Origin of the sequence: Klebsiella planticola, from assembly GCF_000783935.2 — a bacterium.
Classification (GTDB): Bacteria; Pseudomonadota; Gammaproteobacteria; order Enterobacterales; family Enterobacteriaceae; genus Klebsiella; species Klebsiella planticola.
The window spans coordinates 29,090-44,093 of the sequence record NZ_CP026049.1; the positions used below are offsets into that span (position 1 = coordinate 29,090).

A 15,004-nucleotide genomic window follows, 5' to 3' on the forward strand; every position below is an offset into this window, starting at 1 on the left:
CTGAGTGTCTGTGCAAAAGCCTGAGTCATAACTTTTCTCCTTCCTGCGGTTGCCGCCCCTCGCGGGGCGGCTCACCTCATCAGTTAAATGCGCGTTTCAGTTCGAGCGTGCGGAGCACCTGCCCAAAAGCGGCGTTTTTCATCGCGGGGATATGAACGCCGCGCCCCTTGCGGTGACTTCTGGCGATATGGCGGCCAAAAGCCTTTAACGCGGGGTCAATCTCCGGCGCGGGAATATCGGCGCGGAAAATGCGCGGATGACGGCGAGGCTTTACAGCCTCTGCGGAAGGTGAAACAATGGTAACGATCATTACGTTAACTCCTTCTGGTAGTTAATGAAGCCGTAGAACCGTTCGAGCGATTTTTACGGCGTGGATTAAGCAGGGGCTACCCTGCTTTTTTCATTTCTGCGGTTCGTTGTCTGCTTCTTCTGCCTCCTTTAATCAGCATCGTTTTTTTCCTGATTTTTAAAGAACATCACCCGTTGAGTTTCGGGAGCCGCGGTTTTGACGTTTGCGGGAACCGGCTGCGATATTCCCGATGGTATAAACTTCACCCGTTTGAGAACCTTCGCCGCAAGGGCGTCAACGAGCACGGCCCGGTGCAGATGTCCGGGGTGAGCGGGAAATTTTTTCCGGTCTAATGGAGCCTGCGGAATGGCCGGGGAAAATTTATTGCGAAAGGCCACGCCGGCCCTGGACAGCCAGGCGGGTTGTGCTTGTCTCAGCCCAGGCGAAAGGGGCTTAAACGGGTGATGCACCAGGAGCGGAACAGAGCGGGGACCCGCCGCAGCGTCGGAGCGCGGCACGCGAAACGGCGGTGCCCCTTACAGCCCGGCGGTCACTGGCCGGGGTGCAGGGAGCGCAGGGCACGGCGCGACAGGGCGGCGCCTCCGGAACGGAGGCTGTAAGCCTGCCGTTGACGTTGCGTCATGGGATGGAAGCCCGGCAGGGCGGAGACAGCCAGGCTGGCTCCGTTCACGACAGCCCGCCTGGACGCCCGTCGTGAAAAAGGAACGTCAGGAACGGAAATTTTTTCCTTTTCTGTACAGCACAATGCTGTGCCAGGCTGAATTCAGGAAAGCAACCACTGGCCCACTCTCCTTAACTTTCTTCTGTCTTCTGATATTCAGGAGCATTTGCGCGCGGCAGCTGCTGACTGTTCAGTCTGTGAATACGCAATCTTTCCCGGAAATACTCACGGAGATGCCCAGGCTGTTCACGCTCCGCGAGTTCGGGCACAACAGGCTTGTTCATACGCTCCTGCCATGCGACGGCAGCGGCCGCTTTATCGACGGAGACTTTGTCCTGTTCTTCTTTTGAGAAAGAGGCGATATTCCACTTTGACATCGGCATTACCGGTTAAGAAACAACTCAGGAGAGAGTATCCCCTTTCGTCGATCTTATCGACCAGTAACGGAGAGAGCGTGTGCGGCGCCGCAGGCGCGGCGAAACGCCTCTCCGGCAGGCACAGCCTGCCAGGGTTTTGCGCGCGGGCAGACAGGCGCCCTCTCCTCCTGCGCCTGCCATCGTGCTTACCGTCCTTTTCCACCCTGTAAGATGAAATGACCGGCGAGATACACGGCACACTGACAGGTCATGTACTCGCAGATTTCATCCATGACCTGTGCGGTTGTCAGTTCCCGCTGACCGGCATCACGGCGGCGGGCATTAATCAGGGCTTTGTACTGTCGGAGTATTTCACGGGTTTCTGTTGCAATATTCATCGGTATTCTCCTTAACCGGCGGGATTTCCCCGCCGTGTATGATTCCGTTACTGGATACATGCCGTCCGGGTCGTTAATCAGTCCAGCGCGGCGTAAATGGCGTTGCATTCCGGGTGAAAGGTAATGTGATCCCAGATCTGGGCATCACGCAGCATGTAAAGGTGGGTCAGGGCCGGGTTACCGCAGTCATGCCAGGACGCCAGACGACGGTTAACTGCCAGGCTGGTCAGAATAATGCCCGCCGCGTCGGCACTGACGGTACGATCGAACCAGTTTTCACCGTTCACCAGATGAACCCGCCCGCAATCAGGCATCATGTAGCCACCCCCTTCTGGTAAGCGGATGAAGTGCCAGAAACCGCCGTCAACTTCAGGCATCCATTTTTTCGCCAGAGCATACACCTGTAATTCTGCGATCATGAAATCCGTGCCGAACATGTACGGCAGGAAAGAAAGCCGATCGGACTCTTCAACATTCAGGACAGGGCGCGTTGTCACATACTGCATGGTAAAACCTCCGTCATCACATGGACTGCGACACCGCCCGCACACGCACAGCACTGACAGAGTGGAAAGCTCTCAGGCAACGTCACGCAGGGACGGGGCCGAGGAAAAGCGGAGCCGGCGACAGCCTTATCCTTCCAGGATGCTCCCGGGGGCCGCAACCCCCGGCGGTTCACGACACTGACCGGATTGTTGAAAGGGCACTGCGGACAAAGGTGATTTCTGCGCGCGCTTCTGCCATGACCTCATGTAACAGGGATAAATCCATCCACCGGCGCGCAGGCTCTCCCGGTATCCGTAACACATCACATATCTGCCCACATGCCAGGATCTGATCCACTTTGTCGCTGATAACAAAGTACTCAACGGCACTGTAGCGCGCGCCTTTGTTCAGGAGGGCATCCAGTACCACCGGTACATTGTCGTCCTCTTCGTCCAGCCAGCAGGGCATATCACTTTCCTTCACAACCAGACGGAAATTTCGTGTCTGGCGGTAAAACAGCGTTTCCCCGCCCGTGGTCAGCGCGGCCTCAATCCGGCGCGCATCCTCCCGGACCTGCCGGGAAATATCCCGCACGGCACGAAACAGGCAATCCGTCACAGCCTGAATTTCAGGCTCTGTCAGCCATTCCCCGGCCCAGGGAAAGGTTATCTGTGTTCCGTCCTCCGGCAGTTGCGGCGCGTCGGCATAGCGGCTGCCGGATAAAATAATCTGCGCTGGCGTCCCGGCTATTTTTGTCATGGCAGTTTGCAGCGCTGCGGGTACTCCACCGGTACAAAGCAAAGGAAGCAGGTGAACAATAGCGGCCGCGTCCAGACGGACATAAATACTTATCCATCCCGGTTTATTTACCGGATCACGCTGGCCAACATCGGTATGGACCGGCCATCCGTAATCAGCCAGCAGATCACGTGCACGGCGCATCACAAGGGCGTTTAAGGTGGTGGTTTCCTGCATGGTATCTTCCTCGAAACAGGGTAATGACACGCCGCCCGGGCGGCGTGTGGATGTCAGTTTTTCAGTAATGCACGCACTTTTGCTGCATCAGCAAGGCGGTGAGTAACGCTTTCCGGCACAGGATAGTTACCGTCCCGGGCGGCCCATTCCCTGCCCCACAACGCCTGTTCCGTGGTGATGAGCAGGGTTTCGAGCAGGTCAGCCGGCACCAGGACTCCCGGAACGGCCTCTTTTACCTCATCGATCAGGTCCATCACCGCACCGGCAGACACACCCGACTCAAGCCGCTGGTCTTCCGGTATGGCGTCCATGCGCTCCAGCACCGCCTTTATGTCCTGTTCAGATACGACACATTCCATCCCACCGGCCAGCGCTTCGATATCCTCCGGGGACCAGACAATCAGGTTCAGCGGGGTTTCTGCGGGATAGAGCTCACTCAGCAACCGGCAGAGGGTTTCACAGGTTCCGTACATGGTTTTTCTCCTTAGTCCTTAAAGCAGGCATCCAGCTCAAGAATGTCGTTGTACGCCGCCATAAACAGGGCATTGATGCGAAAAAGCGTCTGGCGGGTCAGGCGTTCGGCCAGCACATCGGAATCAAAGCGGTAGCGGTGCTCCATGTTGTTCAGCGTTGCCCGCAGGTCACACATGTTGTTGGCCAGTCCCGCCACCTCTGCGCGCAGCTTTTCGTGTCCGGCATAGTTCATTACGCGGCCTCCGGATAAAAGACGTCGTTGGCGGCCGGGCGCTGCATGGCGCGCTGGACAGCTGACAGGCGGGCGATTCCGGCGTTGTGGTACTGCTCCATCAGTTCAATACCGATGTAACGGCGCCCAGCCTGGAGGGCAGCCACACAGGTGGAACCAGAGCCGGCAAACGGGTCGAGAACAATGGCGTTCGGGTGTGTGAAGCTCTCGATCAGCGGCTGAAGACTGGTCACTGGCTTTTCGGTCGGATGGTGGCGGTTGCCGCTGTATTTCCAGCCCAGCACGTCCGGCAGCGGGTCCTGCGGCAGAGGCGGACGGCCTTTTGCCAGGACATAGGCGCATTCATGGCGGTAGCCGACATAGGCGGATTTGGACGCGTAAGTTTTGGTGAACACCAGATGCCCGACCACGCTGAACCCGGCACTTTTCCACGCGGCCATAAAACGATCGACGCGGTTCCAGCCATAAAAACTGACCATCAGCGCGTCCTTTTTGAGTACGCGGTACATCTGATTGCAGGCAGGCTGAAGCCATTCGTCAGTTTTGTCGCCGGCGAGGGTGCGGCCGGAACGGTCACGGAAGCCGACCAGGTACGGGGGATCGGTCAGAATGAAATCGACGGCGCGATCGGGAAAGCCGCCCATAATATCGATACAGTTACCCAGGATAAAACGGGACATAGGGATACCTCGTGGTGACAGGGGGCACTCAGGAGGACGTCGGTACGACGTCCGTTCCCTGCTGCCCGGAGCCTGTACGCCGCGACCGGTAACGGGTCAAGCTGACCGTGGAATACCGCAGCCGTCAGTCTTTCCGACGGCAAGGCTATGCCGCGAAAGCGGCTTGAAGGGCGATCATCAGAATGCGAGTGGATGGCGTAAAATCACAACGACGCCGGACAGGAGCGGAAAAGCCGCCCGTCCCGTGTCCGCCCGGGCGCGGCACACTGGCTCCGGGCAGTGACTATCCCCGCGCCAGGCGCGGCATCGATGCGGAGCAACGCGACATCATTATTTTCTGACGTACCGGGCAGGAGCTCTGCCCGGCAGATGTCATGTCAGCGTGTGGTATCCCGCCAGTCATTCCCCCACTCGTCACGCAGTACCGGGGCATCCGGCGCGCCGGTCACGGTCCACACATCGAGGAACTTCAGCCCGCGCAGGGTGCTGTTCTCCACGTCCTCGAGCAGAATGATGCTGTCAAACCAGACCACCGGGATACTCCTACCGATGCCGGTCATCCTCGCGTTTCAGGGATGGCCACCAGGTGCGCCCCATTTCCAGGACACCCGCTTCGGCCTGCTCCAGGTCAGTCGCGGATACCAGGTAATACACCATCTGCCGCACCCTTTTCGACGGCGAGGTTATGCCGCGAAAGCGGCTTGAAGGGCGTTCCTCAGCATGGCGCAAACCGCCACCACGCCAGGCAGGATTTGTAAAGGCGCCCGTCCCGTGGCAAACCGGACGCGGCACACTGGCAGCGTGCGGCAGCGGAGGCACGGGTTAACGGGTGAAAGCAGAAGAAACTGTCGGGAACCCGCTATCCACAAAACGTCTGTTTAACGCTGTGGATAACCTGGAGGCAGGTGGCGGAGAAGAGCCCTAAGACAGGCGCCGCGTCAGTTGTTCTTTTTTTAAGCAAATCGGAAAGGATATCAGCGTGGCCGGGTCTTGTCTCCGGCCACGGACAGGCCAATATAGACGCCCGCCCCCCAGATGACCTGCGACAAAATGAAACCCCACTGCGGAACGTCGAATACCAGAAGCGGAAGCAGACACAGCGTCACAATGCCAATCAGTCGGCTGCCGAATTTCCTGCGGACCGGTTCACTGCTGTCGACGGGAATGCGGGCGAAACGGAGAACACTTCTGAATCCTGGTGACATGAGAATCTCCCTGGGGATGAAAACCATTTGATATCGGTATATTACTGGATGTGACTCGTACTTTTAGTCACCGAATGCACGCCGCATATTTTTCTTTATTTCCCGGGTATCCGAACCAGACACCGGCATGGCAGATGTTGCCGGCGTATCCGGTACTGCAGCAGCAGCCCTGTTCACGGCAGTGGTGCCGGCCATCTGCTGAACCAGTGCCTGCAGCTCACTGACCGAGGTGGGCGGTACCGGCATACTGGTCAACAGGCGCGGCAGTTCCGGTGCCGTCGTGTGGAGGGCCAGACCGGTGATAATAAGGTTTCTCAGCAGATCCCCACGCAGACGGGATGACGCTTCCGTCAGCACACTTTCCACCCGTTCCCCACTCCGGCCATTTTGAAGCGTCAGGGTGTAACGCCGGCGCTGGTATTCCGTCTCCGGTGACATGGGCAGAGCAGCCTCACCATTTTCGGGCTCATCCGGAAGTCCTGTGAGTGAGGACCAGGTTCCGGAGACCAGGGCCATAACAGCGCAAAGGCGGGCAGCGCTCAGCTGCCCGGCAAAGAACACCGGGATCAGCGCCGGTAAACGGGCATCCACCTGGTATACCACCGCCCCGGCGGTAGCGGCGGTACGGATGAACTCACCGCGCAGGGGCTGTGAGATGGTGCTGATGGTTGCCATCGCCGCGATGTCGGTGCGATCGTCGCTGTGCAGATAGAAAGAATACTGGCCGTCCGGCACGTTTAGTCCTCTTTATTGTAAAGGGCAATCTCCCTGGCCAGCGCCATCTGTGGATCGCCTATAACCTCGATACGGTCAGGGGCCAGAGGCCAGGCCTGACGGATAGCTTCTTCTATGAGGGAGGCCCCTCCCCCGACCAGGAATACCCGGTTAACGTTCCTGAAGGCCGTCAGCTCACTGGTGACTCGCGCACCCAGGGAGGTGATTGCCTCTGTTATTTTGTTCCGAACCTCGTCAATTTTACCGGCATCGTTGATCACACGCTGCAGATACTGACGATCATTGCGGTTGCGGATGACAGTGTCAGCGATGAGGGCGCTGGTTTCGCTGTCTGCCGCCCGCAGTGCGCCTGCAGCTGCCCGGGTGACCTGCGACACACCAACAGACGGATTACCGTGCACCGCACTGATATCATCAAACTGGCCGACAATCACACCGGCATCGAGCGTGGTGCCACCGAGATCGATTATCAGGGTGGTCTCCGCGGGGCCGGGTTTCAGCTCCGCGAGACGGGAGAACGCCGCCGGCAGTGATTCCGGCATCACCTTCACGTCCGTTACAGTAAACGCCCTGCCCTTATTCAGAACCAGCTCACGCATCAGATTTTCCCGTTTGCGTCGTATGTTCTCTTCGTTCCGCTGGCAGTCCCCGTCGTAATATTCACTCAGGGGCAGCGTCACGGTCAGACTCACCGGCTGCGGCTCCAGTCCGCTGTTCAGCAGCGCATGATGCACAGCCAGAAGGTTGAGATCACCGTACTGATATTCCACGTTTGTTGTCGGGATGGCATCCCGGCTGACGCTGTCCCAGGTATATTTCAGCGTGCCCACCTGATAATTGAACGTTGCCGCACTGAATTCCGCCACTTTCCAGCCATGCCTGAAGGAGTTCGCTGAGACCCGTATCTGAAGCCCATCTCCTTCAAACCATGCCAGCTTAACATTAGTTGAACCATCATCGCAGTAAATATTCATCATTATGCTCCGTTAATTACACTCAATTTGATACTAATTATAAGAGCAAAATGAAAAAATCAAAGTTATATTTCTCAATATGAGCAATATAAATACATCAAAATGATTAACAATGACATTTTGAGCACCTTTATTTACTCAAAATGTTCGTGCGGCGGGCGTTCTGGATTATCGTCACGCTGTCAAATATACTGTATGCATAACCAGTGTTTTGAGATATCAGGAGGAAAGATGAAACTACAGCTTTCAGCACCGGGAAAGAACTCCCGCCACAGGCCCATCCATTGTTTGCAGATCTGGCCTGCTGCGGTTTTCCCAGCCCTGCTGCTGACTATGTCGAGTCCGATCTGGATCTCCATGATTACTGCATACGGCATCCGAGCGCGACTTACTACCTGCGTGCCAGCGGAGACAGCATGGCCGACGGCAGTCTGTACAATGGCGATCTGCTGGTAGTGGACAGTGCTGAAAAGCCGCGGCACGGCGATATCGTTGTGGCCAGCGTTCAGGGGGAGTTTACGGTGAAACGGCTTCTGCTGACGCCACGACTGACGCTGCAGCCCATGAATGCCTCCTGGTCGCCGATTTATCCCGACCCGGACGATCTGGATATCTTTGGCGTCGTCACGCACATTATCCATCGTACCAGGGAGATGTACTGATGTTTGCCCTGGCCGATGTGAACAGCTTTTACGCCAGCTGTGAACGTGTTTTCCGCCCTGATTTGAAAGGAAAGCCGATTGTCGTTTTGAGCAACAACGACGGGAATGTGATCGCACGCAGCATCGAGGCGAAATCCTGGATCAAAATGGGGACTCCGTGGTTTCAGATAAAAAAAGAAAGGTACCCGGAAAAAATATATGCGTTTTCAAGTAACTATGAACTTTACGCCTCGATGTCTGCGCGCGTGATGAACTGCCTGGAGGAACTGGCCCCCAGGGTGGAACAGTATTCAATTGATGAGATGTTCCTCGACCTGACCGGCGTGGAGCATTGTATGGAGCTTGAGGACTTCGGCCGGCAGCTGCGTCAGCACGTTTATGACTGTACCCGCCTGACCATTGGCGTGGGCGCCGGACCAACGAAAACCCTCGCAAAATCAGCCCAGTGGGCCTCAAAAGAGTGGAAACAGTTTCGTGGCGTACTCGCTCTGACCAGGGGAAATCCGCAGAGAACGCGGAAACTGCTTTCACTGCAGCCGGTTGAAGAAATCTGGGGGGTGGGCAACCGTATTGCACGCAAGCTAAATGTGCTGGGCATAAAGACCGCTCTCGATCTGGCTCTGACGAACCCGGCCTTCATCCGCAAAAATTTTTCTGTGGTCCTTGAGCGAACGGTACGGGAACTGAACGGGGAAAGCTGCCTTTCGCTTGAGGAAGCCCCTCCGACGAAACAGCAAATTGTCTGCAGCCGCAGTTTTGGTGTGAAGATCACGGAGTACGAGTCGCTCCGCCAGGCTATCTGTCAGCACGCAGAGCGGGCCTCTGAAAAGCTGCGTAAAGAGCGACAATATTGCCGGCATATTTCTGTTTTCATCAAAACGTCTCCGTTCGCCGTTAAAGAACCTTACTACGGCAACGTGGCCACGGAAAAACTGTTTACCCCCACGCAGGATACCCGTGATGTCATTGCCGCTGCCATATCGGCTCTGGAGCGTATCTGGAGGGATGGTCACCGGTATGCTAAAGCCGGAGTTATGCTGAATGACTTCACTGGCTCTGGCGTGTCTCAGCTGCAGCTGTTCGACGAACGTCCGCCACGTCCTCACAGCGCTGAACTGATGAAGGTTTTGGACGGGATCAACAACTCAGGGCTGGGGAAGGTCTGGTTTGCTGGCAGAGGTATTACTCCTGAGTGGCAGATGAAGCGTGAGATGCTGTCCCCGGCATATACAACACGCTGGAAAGAGTTACCGGTCGCCAGGTTTTAACCTGACGGCTCAGACCGGGCCTGGCTTACATGTCCACCATAATGGGTACGATCACCAGTACCCTCGCCCTCCGGGTATTTTGCACACCCACCGTCTAAAAGACTTGTTAACTGGTCATATGAAGTCTATATTTGAGACCTGTTAATAAGTCTTGGAGGTGTACTATGCCCAACATTATTCTGAGTGACACAAGCGCGAGCATCAGCGAACTAAAAAAAAATCCGATGGCGACGGTCAGTGCCGGCGACGGCTTCCCGGTCGCGATTCTGAACCGTAACCAGCCGGCTTTTTACTGCATCCCGGCTGAACTTTACGAGAAGATGCTCGATGCCCTGGATGATCAGGAACTGGCAAAGCTGGTATCAGAACGCAGTAACCAGCAGCTGCTTGACGTGGATCTGGATACTTATCTATGACTTATACGGTCAAATTCAGGGAAGATGCGCTGAAAGAGTGGCAAAAGCTGGATAAGGCCATTCAGCAGCAGTTTGCGAAGAAACTGAAGAAGTGCTGTGACGAACCACATATCCCTTCAGCAAAGCTGAGAGGAATAAAGGACTGCTACAAAATTAAACTTCGTGCATCAGGTTTTCGCCTGGTGTATCAGGTGATAGATGATCAATTAATTATCGCGGTTGTTGCTGTTGGAAAGCGTGAACGCAGTGACGTGTACAATCTGGCCAGCGAAAGGATGAGATAACGCATAATGGATGACAAAAAAGTAAACAAAACAAACATGTAAAACAGGAAAAATTATTCATCGATGAACTATGGATAGCTCTTGCTGCTTTCCCTGAGAAGAAAAAGAACCCAACGTTTAAAAAACCGGGGAAGACTGCTTTGATAATCAAGTCAGACGAATTCAAGGAATAGACATAGATATTCTGATAACCCTGGCCATCATATCCGTACCAGTGATCTACTTTTTATGGGATAAATATTTCCGAATATACCCACTTTCCTACTTCGGCATCGAAAACGTTCAACGCATTGCCAAATGGGAAAGCCCGGAATGGCGCGAGCGGGTGTTTTCTCTAGGCGGCATGACCAACTGCGAGTGGATTAGAATTAATATCTGTCAGCTGGAGGCGATCAAATCCAAGCTACATCGCCGGAATTTATATCGCTGATGCCAAAATGGGTAGTGTGAACAACTCTACATTTTGCCTGTTAACAAGTACTTTATCTGAATTGATTGGCGTGATTTTCTATGACTATATCCTTCACTGGTAAGAGTTTTATATATGCAATTGTACTATGCATTTTCATTTTCATACTCTGTCTGAGCTATGAATATATTATGGCACCGAGCACCTACGAAGATTGTGTTCTCACCCATCTGAAAGGTAATGAAAATAATTACACAGCAAACTTTATCGATGATATGTGTAGCGATAAATTTAAAAATAGTATACAGCAAGATTCATTTTTTCAGTTAATTGTTGGCAAGACAGAGCCAGCCTTGGGTCCGACTCTATCAGCGCTGTAGATATCATCAGGATGCTCCAGCGTCCTGTTGTACACCACCGATTAATCCTTCCAGTATAATTCCCGGCGGCTTACGGTGCTGTCAGAATAGTTTTCACTTTTTGTATGGTGTTCACGCAGCGCCCAGTTTACCGACTTATTTCACGCCCCCTTACCTAACTCAAGCGCGTCTACAGTGCCAAGATATTCAGCCAGAATTTCAGCATTATTTTTTCCTATGTCCAGGTGACAGAACATCTTCTTATTCGTTTACAGGAAGTATGTGTTCGTTTACAACAAAATTGTCGGATTGCTCGATGAATGCTCAGCGGAAAAACTGAGTACGCCAAAGAGCAACACCTGGGACATTATCGCCGTTTCGGTTAACCTGCTGGACTGGGTCTGGATGACTGACCATCGCTACGCAAAAGTCGGAGTCCTGCTGAACGATTTCAGCCCGAACGGCGTTTCTCAGCTGAACCTGTCCGATGAAGTACAGCCGCGGGCGCACAGTGGTGAGTTGATGAAGGTACTCGACGGTATTAACCATTCAGGCAAAGGGAAGATCAGGTTCGCAGATCGCGGCATTGCCTCGGAATGATAGATGAAACGGGAAATACTGTCACTGGCCTACACCACACACTGGAATGAATTTTACCAATAGCCACATTTTGAAGTTTTCCTTCTCTGCTCTGCCTGGAATACGACATGCCCAACGGGTTGCACGGTGACGAACCTCGGGGGCAAACTGATTGTTTTTTGTCATCCTGTTACCTCTCTCGCAAGGAGTTTAGTCTCAAGGAGACTAGGTACGGTTCAGTGAGAACGTGTTCCCAGTTGAAGCACCGGTACCAGCATGGTGCTGTGGGAGCATGGTCCCAGATGAAGGTCCGGTTCCGGTATGCGGCTGTGGGACCGTGGTCCCAGCTGAAACTCCGGCCCTGGTATGGGTCTGTGGGACCGTGATCCCAGATGAAGCTCCGGTCCCGGTATAGGGCTGTGGGACCGTGGTCCCAGATGAAGCTCCGGTCCCGGTATAGGGCTGTGGGACCGTGGTCCCAGATGAAGCTCCGGTCCCGGTATAGGACTGTGGGACCGTGGTCCCAACTGAAGCTGAGGTCCTGGCATGGGGCTGTGGGACCGTGGTCCCAGTTGAAGCTCAGGTCCTGGCATGGGGCTGTGGGACCGAGGTCCCTGTTGAATTTCAGCACCCTGCAACACCTGTTGAGTTCAGACTACAACAGAGATTTAATTCGACGTAGAAATTCTGAATGTTAAATGTATGAAAAAAACAATAGAGCATAATAAAAAGGCCAGCAAGGTTATGCTGGCCAGTAGAAGATGGTATGAATTGTAGCGTCAAAGAGAAAAAATTTTCAAATTAGCGTGTCAGTTCAGTCAGCCCGCTTTAGCTTCGAGTTCCTTCAGAATCGCTTCAATCTTCTCAATACATTCTGAAGGCAGGCGCGATCTGTCAAGACTGAGAATGACTTTATCGCCCTTATACAAGGCAGAGGCGCCAGGAACATATCGATGCCGGGAACTCTGGTTTACTCTGGCTGCAGGCGTTTTCTTAAGAACGGCAGTTAACAGAGTAATCACTTCCTCAGCTTCAAATATGACACCCGCTTTCTTTTGCTCATGCAGTTCTTTTGTCTGCTGCTTTAATAATTCCTCTTTATCAGCGAAAGCTTTAAAGAGCGCTTCACCAGCACGGGCTGACAGTTCACCAGGATGAGAGAAGAGGGCAACCACTGACTTTGGTAGTCTGGCTGTATTAATGCAACGAGTGATGATCTTACGGGAAATATGTTCCGCATCGGCAAGTGCAGAGACATTGCCGGCAAACTCATTCTGCAGACGGCTGGCGTAACGATGACCACGCTCATAGGCACTGGTCGGACGGTAATCGTTGCCCAGACGGGAGAGTGCCGTCATTTGCTCATCATCCAGGTCACCGACCAGGATACGGTAGTCACTTGAAGTCAGGATAGCCGCTTTACGACGTCGACTTCCATCGGCGACTTCGATAATACCAGAAACCCGACGGCCGAAGGCCGGCGTTTGCTGACCTGTTAGTAAAAAAGAGGGGATCAGGTCATCAAGGGCATCTTCGGTCAGAAGTTCCTGATCACGTTCGTTGCCTGACCAGACCCGGGAGTGGCTCTCAACAGAATCGCCTGGAATGACTTCAAGTGAAAATCTCACTTCCTGGCCACAAACGGGCAGGACAATGGAATTACCGCGGGCCATCGCACCTACTCGCGCAATGAGTGAATCAACCATCGGCGCTGCCGGCACAGCAGAAGAGGGAGTTTCAGTTGCTGGCGTATTAACCGTATGCTTCGGAATAACTGGCGCACGTTTCATTATCTAATCTCCCAACGCGGTTTAATCAGGCGATCAAAAATTTCATTACAGACGGGTTCCCAGATAGACAGGGCATTTCTCCACGCCCCCGTGGAAGAACGTTGGTCTATCGCCTGTTCAAAAACAGTACGCATACGGATCTGACCTTTGCCAACCTCATCCGTTTCACGGACAACATTTTTCAGAACCATACTGCCCCAGGCATCCCTGATCTGCTCTTCCATCCAGGGCGACTGTGAACCATTATTATTGCTGTATTTGGTCAGCAGAATACGGACATCCGGCTCAAACCCTTTGAGGTCAACGTTCTTAAGCAGATCACGTAACATGTCAAAAAACTGCAAGGCGGAGGTATAGTCGAACAGTTCAGCAGGCGTAGGCACAATCAGTACGTCGGCAGCGCAAACCACGTTAATCGTACCAATACCGAGGTTAGGTGCACTGTCGATGACGATAACATCATAGTCGTGAGCCACCGTTTCAATAGCGAGACGGAGCATCAGGTGTGGATCGGTGGGTAATTTACCTTCGTCAAATTTTCCCATCAGCTCGGTTTCAATCCGGTGCAGCGCGAGGCATGACGGGATGATGTCGAGACCTGGCCAGCAGGTTGGTTTTACCGCATAGATGACATCATCTTTTTCGCCGAGATAGAAGGGGAGTAAAGTGTCTTCTGCATGAATATGGAGATCGGGCACCCATCCGTGATACATCGATGCGGTTCCCTGAGGGTCATTGCCTTCCACAAGCAAAACACGCAGACCTTTCAGGGCAAGATCCTGGGCCAGATGGACAGAGACAGATGTCTTGTAGACACCACCTTTATGGGCGGCAACACCAATAACTGGCGGGAATGCATCTTCAGATCGGCGTAAACGAGTGCCGAAGACGTCCCGCATATGATTAATCTGTTCAATGGTATAACCAACACGTTGTTCTACTCTGCCACGGGTTTCCAGGTCCGGATGCGGCAGTCGGCCTGCCTTTTCCGCGTCTCTGATAGCCTGAGATGAAACCCCGATCAAATCAGCGGCTTCGCCTATTCTCCAGCGGCGGGTTATCTTTCGCGCCTCCGGACTGTCATCGTTAAACTGAGCAACTGCAATTGCCTTTGTCATTTCATGGCCAGCGGTAATGCACTGGTTAAGCGTATCCATCAGTCCCATACTGAACATCCTTTAATCAACACTTTGCAATATTCTATTCAATCTTGATAATAAATGCAAAGCAGCAATAAAATAGCAAACCTGTCAAATTTTTGCAAAGCGCCATAAAATTTGCAAAGTTGCTCACGTTATAATCGCATAATCATACACTTTTCATGGTTATATGAGAATCTGACAAAAAGCGAGCATACCTCAGTAAAGAAAAAACACTGACGCTCGCCGCAGTAAGCTCCCGAACAAAGTGAGGGGCGTCGAGGAAGCGTAATATCTGATGACATGCAGAAAACAGCTTACGCACGGATTATCTTAATGATGGTTGGTGGTTTGATTGTGTTGATGTTGACTGGGGCATGCGAAAAATTGACTATAGTATGTAGTTTCTGTGCGATGGATGAAATTCCGGGGATGAATGATAAATGCATACCGCAGTCAATATTGAATACCGGTCCCGTTTCCATACTCTGATCTTAACGCTGATTGCCTGCATGCTGTAAGTTCTGAAGGGTGCTCTGCAAACCAGATTATTCGTTGGGCAGTCATGTCGGGACTTAAGGACGAAAGGAGTTTTCCACAGTCTCGATCCCA

17 protein-coding genes and 4 pseudogenes are annotated in these 15,004 nt (G+C 53.4%); 6 read left to right on the forward strand and 15 right to left on the reverse strand.

The window, feature by feature from the left end:
- Positions 1 to 79: 79 nt before the first annotated feature.
- Together MC50_RS27480 and MC50_RS29020 are read right to left on the reverse strand one after the other, a co-directional pair.
- Positions 80 to 310, reverse strand: coding sequence for a CCDC81 family HU domain 1-containing protein (locus tag MC50_RS27480; RefSeq protein ID WP_032700845.1), 231 nt, complete (start codon positions 308 to 310; stop codon positions 80 to 82).
- Positions 311 to 438: 128 nt separating this feature from the next.
- Complete coding sequence (locus tag MC50_RS29020) at positions 439 to 687, reverse strand: hypothetical protein (RefSeq protein ID WP_223306709.1); 249 nt, start codon at positions 685 to 687, stop codon at positions 439 to 441.
- A gap of 92 nt (positions 688 to 779) precedes the next feature.
- Here MC50_RS29020 and MC50_RS27490 point away from each other — a divergent pair.
- Positions 780 to 992, forward strand: a pseudogene (locus MC50_RS27490) (hypothetical protein); the annotation flags it as partial.
- A gap of 110 nt (positions 993 to 1,102) precedes the next feature.
- Here the strand turns inward: MC50_RS27490 and MC50_RS27495 are convergent.
- The 11 genes and pseudogenes from MC50_RS27495 to parM all read right to left on the reverse strand — a co-directional run bounded on the left by MC50_RS27495 (position 1,103) and on the right by parM (position 7,486).
- On the reverse strand, positions 1,103 to 1,348 hold the full coding sequence (locus MC50_RS27495; protein ID WP_074172513.1) for a DNA polymerase III subunit theta: 246 nt from the start codon (positions 1,346 to 1,348) through the stop codon (positions 1,103 to 1,105).
- A gap of 185 nt (positions 1,349 to 1,533) precedes the next feature.
- On the reverse strand, positions 1,534 to 1,725 hold the full coding sequence (locus MC50_RS27500) for a hypothetical protein (RefSeq protein WP_032700847.1): 192 nt from the start codon (positions 1,723 to 1,725) through the stop codon (positions 1,534 to 1,536).
- A gap of 77 nt (positions 1,726 to 1,802) precedes the next feature.
- On the reverse strand, positions 1,803 to 2,231 hold the full coding sequence (locus MC50_RS27505) for an antirestriction protein (RefSeq protein WP_032700848.1): 429 nt from the start codon (positions 2,229 to 2,231) through the stop codon (positions 1,803 to 1,805).
- Positions 2,232 to 2,400: 169 nt separating this feature from the next.
- Positions 2,401 to 3,186 (reverse strand): hypothetical protein, encoded by a 786-nt coding sequence (locus MC50_RS27510; RefSeq protein WP_047665740.1) that lies wholly within the window; start codon positions 3,184 to 3,186, stop codon positions 2,401 to 2,403.
- Positions 3,187 to 3,239: 53 nt separating this feature from the next.
- On the reverse strand, positions 3,240 to 3,659 hold the full coding sequence (locus MC50_RS27515) for a DUF1380 family protein (protein ID WP_032700850.1): 420 nt from the start codon (positions 3,657 to 3,659) through the stop codon (positions 3,240 to 3,242).
- An 11-nt stretch (positions 3,660 to 3,670) separates the two neighbouring features.
- Positions 3,671 to 3,892 carry a hypothetical protein gene (locus MC50_RS27520; RefSeq protein ID WP_032700851.1) on the reverse strand — a complete coding sequence of 74 codons (222 nt, stop codon included), beginning with the start codon at positions 3,890 to 3,892 and terminating at the stop codon, positions 3,671 to 3,673.
- Entirely contained in the window at positions 3,892 to 4,572 is a 681-nt protein-coding gene (locus MC50_RS27525) for a DNA methylase (RefSeq protein ID WP_032700852.1), read from the reverse strand. The genes MC50_RS27520 and MC50_RS27525 overlap by 1 nt, the downstream gene beginning before the upstream one ends.
- A gap of 377 nt (positions 4,573 to 4,949) precedes the next feature.
- Positions 4,950 to 5,229: pseudogene (locus tag MC50_RS27530) on the reverse strand (hypothetical protein).
- Positions 5,230 to 5,546: 317 nt separating this feature from the next.
- Complete coding sequence (locus MC50_RS27535) at positions 5,547 to 5,777, reverse strand: hypothetical protein (RefSeq protein WP_047665741.1); 231 nt, start codon at positions 5,775 to 5,777, stop codon at positions 5,547 to 5,549.
- Positions 5,778 to 5,840: 63 nt separating this feature from the next.
- Complete coding sequence (locus MC50_RS27540) at positions 5,841 to 6,512, reverse strand: plasmid partitioning/stability family protein (protein WP_032700854.1); 672 nt, start codon at positions 6,510 to 6,512, stop codon at positions 5,841 to 5,843.
- A 2-nt stretch (positions 6,513 to 6,514) separates the two neighbouring features.
- A complete protein-coding gene (parM, locus tag MC50_RS27545; RefSeq protein ID WP_077255421.1) occupies positions 6,515 to 7,486 on the reverse strand; it encodes a plasmid segregation protein ParM domain-containing protein in 972 nt (323 codons plus the stop codon).
- Between the two features lie 231 nt (positions 7,487 to 7,717).
- Here parM and umuD point away from each other — a divergent pair.
- The 5 genes and pseudogenes from umuD to MC50_RS27575 form a co-directional block, all read left to right on the forward strand.
- A pseudogene (gene umuD / locus MC50_RS27550) lies at positions 7,718 to 8,148 on the forward strand (translesion error-prone DNA polymerase V autoproteolytic subunit).
- Positions 8,148 to 9,416 (forward strand): Y-family DNA polymerase, encoded by a 1,269-nt coding sequence (locus MC50_RS27555; protein ID WP_047665742.1) that lies wholly within the window; start codon positions 8,148 to 8,150, stop codon positions 9,414 to 9,416. The pseudogene umuD and the gene MC50_RS27555 overlap by 1 nt, the downstream one beginning before the upstream one ends.
- Positions 9,417 to 9,580: 164 nt before the next feature.
- Positions 9,581 to 9,832, forward strand: coding sequence for a type II toxin-antitoxin system Phd/YefM family antitoxin (locus MC50_RS27560; protein ID WP_032752108.1), 252 nt, complete (start codon positions 9,581 to 9,583; stop codon positions 9,830 to 9,832).
- Complete coding sequence (locus tag MC50_RS27565; protein WP_032693963.1) at positions 9,829 to 10,116, forward strand: type II toxin-antitoxin system RelE family toxin; 288 nt, start codon at positions 9,829 to 9,831, stop codon at positions 10,114 to 10,116. The genes MC50_RS27560 and MC50_RS27565 overlap by 4 nt, the downstream gene beginning before the upstream one ends.
- Before the next feature lie 1,092 nt (positions 10,117 to 11,208).
- Positions 11,209 to 11,558 (forward strand): annotated as a pseudogene (locus MC50_RS27575) (DUF4113 domain-containing protein); the annotation flags it as partial.
- A gap of 723 nt (positions 11,559 to 12,281) precedes the next feature.
- Here MC50_RS27575 and MC50_RS27580 read toward each other — a convergent pair.
- Positions 12,282 to 13,253, reverse strand: a complete 972-nt coding sequence (locus tag MC50_RS27580; protein ID WP_032752114.1) for a ParB/RepB/Spo0J family plasmid partition protein — start codon at positions 13,251 to 13,253, stop codon at positions 12,282 to 12,284.
- Entirely contained in the window at positions 13,253 to 14,419 is a 1,167-nt protein-coding gene (sopA, locus tag MC50_RS27585; protein ID WP_032752115.1) for a plasmid-partitioning protein SopA, read from the reverse strand. Before sopA ends, MC50_RS27580 begins: the two co-directional genes overlap by 1 nt.
- Between the last annotated feature and the right edge of the window lie 585 nt (positions 14,420 to 15,004).